Source organism: Accumulibacter sp. (genome assembly GCF_029255285.1).
Lineage (GTDB): Bacteria > Pseudomonadota > Gammaproteobacteria > Burkholderiales > Rhodocyclaceae > Accumulibacter.
Genome location: NZ_JAPUVI010000089.1, coordinates 178,858 through 187,138, shown reverse-complemented (window position 1 = coordinate 187,138; position 8,281 = coordinate 178,858). Strand labels below are relative to the sequence as shown.

The 8,281-nt window shown below is 65.8% G+C and carries 4 protein-coding genes and 1 pseudogene; all 5 read right to left on the bottom strand.

Annotated elements, in window-relative coordinates:
* Positions 1-610: pseudogene (locus Q1M07_RS12035) on the bottom strand (chemotaxis protein); the annotation flags it as partial.
* Positions 611-724: 114 nt separating this feature from the next.
* Positions 725-1,093 carry a response regulator gene (locus Q1M07_RS12030; RefSeq protein WP_300454124.1) on the bottom strand — a complete coding sequence of 123 codons (369 nt, stop codon included), beginning with the start codon at positions 1,091-1,093 and terminating at the stop codon, positions 725-727.
* A 431-nt stretch (positions 1,094-1,524) separates the two neighbouring features.
* Positions 1,525-4,074: an EAL domain-containing protein gene (locus Q1M07_RS12025; RefSeq protein WP_300454123.1), complete on the bottom strand. Its 2,550-nt coding sequence runs from the start codon at positions 4,072-4,074 to the stop codon at positions 1,525-1,527.
* A 291-nt stretch (positions 4,075-4,365) separates the two neighbouring features.
* On the bottom strand, positions 4,366-5,034 hold the full coding sequence (locus Q1M07_RS12020) for a response regulator transcription factor (protein ID WP_300454122.1): 669 nt from the start codon (positions 5,032-5,034) through the stop codon (positions 4,366-4,368).
* On the bottom strand, positions 5,031-8,174 hold the full coding sequence (locus Q1M07_RS12015; RefSeq protein WP_300454121.1) for a PAS domain S-box protein: 3,144 nt from the start codon (positions 8,172-8,174) through the stop codon (positions 5,031-5,033). The genes Q1M07_RS12020 and Q1M07_RS12015 overlap by 4 nt, the downstream gene beginning before the upstream one ends.
* Positions 8,175-8,281: the final 107 nt, after the last annotated feature.

The window sequence follows — 8,281 nt, the reverse complement described above, 5'->3', positions numbered from 1 at the left end:
TGACGGCTTCGGCGCTGCGCTGCTGGTCGAGCTGGCTTTCTGCGCTGCGCTGGGCGATGAAGGCTTCGAGCCGGTCGATGAGCTGGCGGTTGTCGGCCAGTTGCTTTTCCGATTCGCTGGCCAGTTGGGTCGATTCGGCGGTGGTCTCCTTGACGAAGCGGTTGAGCTCGGTGACCACTTCGTCGATCGTCTGCAGGCGCGAGGTGACGTCGTAGGCGGCTTTTTCGGTCTGCTCGACGACGCTGTGCAACTGGCCGGCGAGCACCTGGTTGTAGCGCGGGACGTCGTTCAGTTCGGGCAGGGCGACGCGCTGGCAGACTTTGTTCGACGGGCAGCGGTAGCGTTCGTCCTGCAAGCGCTCGGCGAAGCCCAGAAGGCCGTCGTGGTAGAGGAGTTGCGAGGCGGCGCGGCGCACGCCGAGGAAGCTCAAGAAACCGGCCAGGGCGAGCAGGGTGCCGGCGAGCGGACGGCCGAGCGCTTCGCCGAGGGACTCGCCGGCCAGCGCGTGCGCGGCGAAGACGACGAGCAGCAGGGCGGCGCCGGCCAGCAGGCCGGTGAGCCAGGCGCGCTGACGGTAGTGGCGGAACGCGGGGGGGGACGATGGGGTCATGGGGAGGCCTCCGAGCGGGAGAAAGGCGCGATCTTACGCCGACAAGACATAAGCCTCTGGTTTAATAAGCTGCCATGGCTATGGTCGTGTTGGCGACCGCTTGGCCAACGCTTCTCAGTGGAGGACCAGCTTGATGGTGTTGAGCAGGTCGTCGGCGCTCGCCGGTTTGACGATCCAGCCCGAGGCGCCGGCGGCTTTGGCTTCCAGCTTGCGGCTCTGTTGCGATTCGGTGGTCAGGAACAGGATCGGGACGAAACGGTAGGCGCCCAGCGTGCGGACTTTCTTGATCAGCTCGATGCCGTTCATGCCCGGCATGTTGAGATCGGTGATCAGCAAATCGATCTTCAACCCGCCGTTGAGCTTCTTCAGCGCTTCTTCGCCGTTCGACGCCTTCTCGACCGCGAATCCGGCCTTGCCGAGAATGCCCGACACACTGAGCAGAATGGTCGCCGAATCGTCGACCAGGAAAATGGTTTTGGACATCTTTGGTTCTCCTTCGGTTGATGATAGGGAAGTAGCGTGGGTAGCCCGCTCACTGCAGCGGCGGCAGGCCCACTGCCAAGGCAGCCGCGGCGCCATGCCGTACGGCGCGTCGGGTTTCAGGCCACTGCGGCCAGCAGTATATCGCTGCACCTCACATGGCCGGACAGCCGGTCGACCGCCACCGCCGTGGTTGCCGCTATGGCGGACGACCGAAGCGCCGGCCGAGAGGTGGCACTTGGCGGCAAGCAAATCCCCTGATCGCATGGCGGTCACCTTAGCGCGCTACCGACAAACCGGTGCATCCAGAATACTTGGTAATCCAGGAGGGGAAAACTACGGATCTCGCGCCATTTCCGGAGTACCGGGCAAATCCGGCAAGCGATCTGCGGGCCACGCTGCAGGGTCGTCGACCAGCAAGCGCCGCCGCCATCTCACAAGCCGGCTTCCGGCCAGGGCCGCGTGCCGGTCGCGCGCAGGCCCGCTCCATCGCTCCAGACAGCCGGAGGACGCCAGCCGGCAATCCACGCGGGAATCTCCTCGGCCGGCATCGGCCGCGCAACGCCATAGCCTTGCGCCAGGCGGCAACCCAGGCGCAGCAACTGGCAGCCATGCGCGTCGGTCTCCACACCCTCGGCGATCACCTCGCGCCGGAAGGCCACCGACAGACCGATGACGCCTTCGACGATGGCTTGCGCGTCGGCATCGACCAGCAGGTTGCACACGAAGGACTGGTCGATCTTCAGCGACTGCACCGGCAGGTGCTTGAGATAGGTCAGCGACGAGTAGCCGGTACCGAAGTCGTCGAGCGAGAAGCGTACGCCCAGGCGCCGGCAGTCTTCGATCCGCCGGGAGACTTCGGCGATGTCGTCGAGAGCGGCCGTTTCCAGGATCTCGAGCTCGAAACCGTCCGCCGGGACGGCCGGATATTCGGCCAGCACGGATTGCAATCGGGCGACAAAATCCGGCTGCTGCAGGTGCCGCCCGCAGACATTGACGCTCACCGGCAAATGCAGGCCGTGTTCGGCCCAGGCGCTGATCTGGCGCAAGGACTCCGCCATCACCCAGCGATCGACGGTGATCGCCAGCTCGCTGTTTTCGATCGCCGGCATGAAGCGGGCCGGCGAGAGCAAGCCGCGTTCGGGGTCCGCCCAGCGGATCAAGGCTTCGGCGCCGATCACCGCGCCACTGCGCATGTCGACCTTGGGCTGGTAATGCAGTCGGAATTCCCCGGCCGCGAGACCGGCTTCGGCGCGGTCGAGCAAATCCCGATGGCCCCGGGCGCGCCGGTCGTAGTCGGCGTCAAACCAGTGATAGCGGTGCCCGCCGGCCTGTTTGGCGGCGTACATCGCCTGGTCGCCATGGCGCAAGAGAACCTCCGGATCGGACTCGTCGTCCGGATAGATCGTCACGCCCAGGCTGGCCGTCAGCGGCAGCGGCCGACCGGCGATCATAAAGGGGTTCTCCAGGGCGGCGAACACGCGACCCAGGGCCAGTTCGCATTCCTCGACATCATCGAGGTCGCCGAGCAGCACGACGAATTCGTCGCCGCCCAGGCGCGCCACGGTGTCGCCGGCGCGCACGCAGTGTTTGAGGCGCCGGGCCACCTCGACCAGTACCTGATCGCCTCGCTCGTGTCCCCAGGTGTCGTTGAGCGGCTTGAAGCCATCGAGGTCCAGGTAGACGACCGCCAGTTTCCGCTGGTCGCGCCGGCTCTGCGCCATGGCCTGTTGCAGGCGGTCGGTGAGCAGGACACGGTTGGGCAAGTGGGTGAGATCGTCATGGTAGATCAGGTGTGCGAGCCGCTCCTCGGCCCGTTTGCGCTCGCTGATGTCGAGCGCCGAGAAAGTGACTCCCTTGCTCAGATCGTCGATGTCGAGTGGCGCCGAGCTGAGGACGATCCAGATGATTTCGCCGTCCTTGCGCTGCCAGCGCACCTCGACCGTACCGACGCCGCGTTCGGCAATCTGGCGGTATTTTTCCTTGCCGACGCGATCGTAGTCGTGGTCGTCGAGGTAGAGCAGACGGGCGTCGCGCCCGCACAAATCGGCCGGCGAATAGCCGGTCATCTGGCACAAGGTCGGGTTGACTTCGAGAATGATGCGTCGGCTGACCAGCCCCATGCCGACCGGTGCAGCGCGAAAAATACTCTCCAGCTTCGCTTCGTTGGACCGCAGAGTCTCCTCGCGCTGCCGGCGTTCGCTCAACTCGGCGCGCAGTCGCCGGCGGCCCCAGCCGAGGCCCAGTAAACCCAGCCCCCAGACGGCGCCGTAACCGCCTGCCGTAGCCGTCAGTTGCCCATTGAGCGCTTGCCGATAAGGCTCCCAGGGCACGGCGACGCTGATGCCGCCCCGGATGTCGCCCTCGCGGTAGCCCTGCTTGGCGTGGCATTTCAGGCAGGACTTGTCGGCGATCAGGGGCCGCATGAAGCGCAGATGGGTTTGCCCGTCCAACGTCTCCAGCGAAACGGCTTCGCTCTGACCGCGTTCGAAGGACTCGAGCGCCTGTCTCTCCCAATCGTCGGGCGCGTTGGCCGGCCGGATAGGCCGCAGGCTGGTGATATGGCCGCGCACGCCGCGGGCAACGGCTTCCATCTCGTGCAACTGCCGCGTCATATAGGCCGGATTGATCAGCGTCAGCGTCCGCCCGGACGGGGTCAGCACCTCCCGCTCGGGCACGTCGAGGTGGGGATTGGGCGGCGTCTGCTCGGTCATCGGCGCATAGACGCCGCCGTGCCGACTCGCCCAGCGTCGGAAGAGCACGTCCTTGTTGTAGCTTTCCTCGGCCAAGTTCCTCGCCATCGCCCACGCCGTGGCCCGGCTCTGGTGTACCTGCCAGCCGGCCAACGCCAGGATGAGCAGCGTCCACAGTAGCGCGATGCCCCAGCACCAGACGTCGAGATGGGTCGCCACAGCCAGCAGCGGGCGGCGAAATGGCGAGCGCGTTCGCTTGCCATGGCCCGGGGCGGTGGCCGGCGTGGGCACGGTGGAGGAACGCTCTTCATTCAAAACTAGGAAAACCTCCGGTGGCTGGGCAAACGGTGCCGGCGGACGACTGAATCGCCAGCCAGCCCAGCGACACGAGGTCTGCCGTGCTACGCCAGGAGTGTCCGCCTGCGCAGCCGGCACAACCGTCGAACAAAGCGGGTCGAAAGCCAAAGGTGGCGACAAGGTGACCTCTGATCACCGACGAAGCACCTTAGCGCACGGTGGGCAAGTCGAGGCATCCAGAATGTTCGGTATTCCAGGCGGGGAAAACTACGGATTTCGGGCGAATCAGCGGAAAGGGTCGACCAGTCCGCTGCGAATGGCGAAGCGCGTCAATCCGGCAACGTCGTGAATGTTGAGCCGTTCCATGAGTTGCGCACGGTGGGTCTCGACCGTGCGCAGGCTGACACACAGCCGCTCGGCGATGTCACGCGTCGTGCAGCCCTCGGCGACGAGCTGCAGGATTTCGCGCTGACGGGGCGTCAACAGGTCGTTGCCGACCGCCGACGGGGCGTCATCCCGGCTGGCGGCCAGCCGCAAGTAGTCGTCGAACAGGTGGCGCGAGACGACCGGGCTGAGCCAGCCCTGCCCGTTGCCGACGGCGCGCAGGGCGCGCTCCAGTTCGTCGACCGCGGCGTCCTTGACGACATAGCCGACCGCGCCGGCGCGCAGCGCCGCCAGAACGTAGCCCTCGGTGGTGTGCATCGACAGAACGACGACGCGCGCCGCGGGCGTCGCCTTGACGATCAGCGCCGTGGCGTCGAGGCCGTTCAAACCCGGCATGCTGATGTCGAGCAGCACGATGTCCGGTTCCGACTCGCGCGCCAGACGGACCGTTTCGCGCCCATCGCTCGCCTCGGCGATGACCTGGAAACCCTGGATCCCTTCGACCAGTTTGCGCAGACCAGCCCGCATCAGGGTATGGTCGTCGGCCAGCAAGACGCGCAGCGGTTTCATGACGCGGCCGGCAACAGGGGAAGCGTGACCTCGATGCGCACGCCACTGCCCGGCTGACTGGCGAGCACGAATCTCCCGCCGAGCAACGCGCTGCGCTCACGCATGCCGATCAACCCGAGGCCGGACTGGAATCCGTAGGAAATCGCCTGCGGGTCGAAACCACAACCATCGTCCGCGATCACCAACGACAGGTCTCTGCCATCGACCGCCGCGTCGATCACGATGCGCCGCGCCTTGCCGTGCCGGATGGCATTGCTGACCGCTTCCTGGACGATGCGAAACGCCGCCGTTTCGAGCTCGGGCGACAGGTTGGCCAGGCGATCATTGACTTCGATGACGCAGCCGGCGCGTTCGGCCTGACTGCGCGCATACCAGCGGAGGGTTTCGGCCAGACCGAGGTCGTCGAGGATAGGCGGACGGAGCCGGCGGGCGGTGTCCTGGATGTGCTCGCGGGCGTACTGCGCGATCTCGATGCAGTCGGCCAGGCGGCGGCGGTGACCGGCGTGCTCGACGTCACGTTCGAGCATCGCCAGATTGACCTTGAGCGCCCCCAGTTGTTGACCGAAGTCGTCGTGCAACTCACGCGCCAGGGCGCGCCGCTCCTCTTCCTGGACCGACAACAGCCGCTGCGAAAGCTGCCGCAGGCGCTCGTTGCTCTCCGCCAAGTGGAGTTCGGCCCGCTTGCGGTCGGTGATATCCTGTGCAAAGGCGAAAATGTACTCCCTGCCCTGATACCTCGCATGCTTGATCGACAGGTCGACAGGAAAGCTGGAGCCGTCCCGGCGCCGGAAAATGGATTCGAAATGGACCACCCGGCTCTGGCGGATCTCCCGCCAGAACGACCGGCTGATCGACTCGGGAAACGCCGGCGCGACATCACATGCCCGTAAGGTCCGCAGGTCGGCCAGACTGTAGCCAAGCGAGCGGCAGGCCTCGGCATTGGCGTAGAAAACCCGGTTGTCGACATCGAGCCAGAAAATCGCCAGAGCCGCTTCGTCGGTGGAAAACTGCGTGAGCTGCAACTGCTGCTCGGCACGCTTGCGGTCCGTGATGTCGATCAGGCTCAGCAAGACCCGGGGCTGGCCGTTGTTCCGTATCGCTGCGGTCGAGCAAAGCGCGGTGAAGTCGCTCTCGACGCCGTCGACGCACAGCCGCGTATGGTATTCGATGCCGACATGGGGCTGACCGGTGTCGATCGTGTCCTGGATGGCGCGACGCAGCGTGCAGCTTCGACAGTCCGGCCCGAAGCCGCAACCCCGCGCATCGTCGAGCGCGTGAACGCAGCCCAGCAGACCGCAGGCGCGGTCCGACAGGTTGATCGGGTTGTCCGGCCAACCGGTACGCGAGCGAAAGAAAGCGTTCGCTTCGACCACCTTGCGCTCCTGGTCCAACTGACAGATCATCACCGGAATGGAATCGTAGACCCTTTGCAGTTCATTCCGACTCTCGACGATGCGGCGTTCGGCCTGCTTGCGTTGACTGATGTCCTGCACCATCGCCAGGAAGCGGTCGGTTCGACCCGCTAGTGCCAGCACCTGGTCCAACTGCGCCAGATCGCCAGGGAGATCGTCCGGATGAGTGATTTCGGCCCAGGTCTTGCCCGACAGATCTTCGCGCAAAAAACCGAGAATCTCGCACGGACGGTCATTGACCTGCAGCCAGCCCTTTTCCGCCGAGGTCACGGCCATACCGATCAGGCCAAGTTCGAAATAGCCGCGGAAGCGCTGCTCGCTCTCGCGCAGCGCCTCCTCCGTCCGCTTGAGGCCTGTAATGTTCGAGTGGGCGACGACGGCGCCTCTCTCCCCCTGGCCGAGGGGCGTCACGGTCAGTGCAAACCAGCGTTGCTCGCCGGGCGAGTGGCAGGGGTATTCGCAGTGAAAAGTCGGCGCCCGTCCTTCGATGACGGCGACGATCCCGTCGTGAACCGCCATCGCGTTCTGCGCCGATCGACCGGCGCTGCGCCGGCAGACGGCGAGATAGTCGACGCCCACGCCGCAGCTTTCCGCCGGTTTGCCGAGCGTCGTCGAATTGGCGCAGGCAAAACGCCGCCAGGGCTCATTGACCGCGACGATCACCCCAGCGCGATCGAGCACGGCGATGTGCGCCTCGACGGCGTCCAGCACCGCCTTGGCGAACCCCTCGCTCTCGCGCAGCGTTTCTTCCGCCTGCTTGCGCTCGACCAGGTCCATGGTCATCGACGCCCGTTCGCGCAGCATCGTCACGTCGTCGTCGGTGTAGTCCTCCGGCTTGTCGCCGACGCCGACCACCGCCACCACCGCTTCGCCGCGCAGGATGGGAACCGTCAGTTGCCGGCTCAGCGCCGAGCGACCGGGCGAGCCGGAACGGCCAGACAGATGTGTGGCGTCGTTGTGGATGACCGGCGCGCGACGCTGAACAGTCTCGATCCATACGCCCGCCTCGCCGACCGCACAGTCCAGCGGGGGAGCGAGGACAGGGCGCATCTTCTGCAGCGGCTGGGTCGACCAGGCCTGCCGGGTGAGCTGCCCTTGATCTTCGTTCACGAAATGAAAAAAACCGAATTCGCTGGCGGTGTACTCTTCGGCGATGTCCAGCGCCGTGCGCAGCACTTCTTCGAGAGTCCCGGTCCGGGCAAGATCCGACAGGCGAAGCCGCGCCCGCACGAGGACTTCGGCGCGTTGCCGTCGATGAACATCGCGCACGAAGGCGAAAAAGCGACGGCCGGCCAGCGGCCAATACGCAACGTTGATCTCGGCGTGCCAGAGGCGGCCGCTTTTCGCGCGATGCCGGGTCTGAAACAGATCGCTACCTTGCTCGACGATCCTTTCCATGTGGGCCATCACGGCCGCTTGATCTTCCTCCGCCTCCAAATCCGCGATGTGCATGCCGCGCAGTTCGGCGCGGCTGTAACCGGACAGGCGAGCATAGGTCTCGTTCGCCTCGAGCAGGCAGCCCTCGCGGTCGACCACCCAGAAGCCGTCCGGCGAGGTTTCGATGACCGCCCGATACTGCGCTTCGCTGAACTGGAGATCGGCTGCCGCCTGCTCGCGCGCCGCGAGTTCGGCCGACAATGCCTCGTTTCGACTTTGCAGTTCCCGGATCAGCCGGCAGGCGTCGTCGAAGGTAGCTGGCGGGCCGCGCCGGCGGTGGGCATCGTTCATGGACAACTCCAGGTGCTCATCGTGGTGGCGGAGAGGAGAATCCACCGGCAGCGCCCGGAGTATAGGGACGCCGGGCGAGCGCTGTCAATTTTCGCCAGCCGCGACTT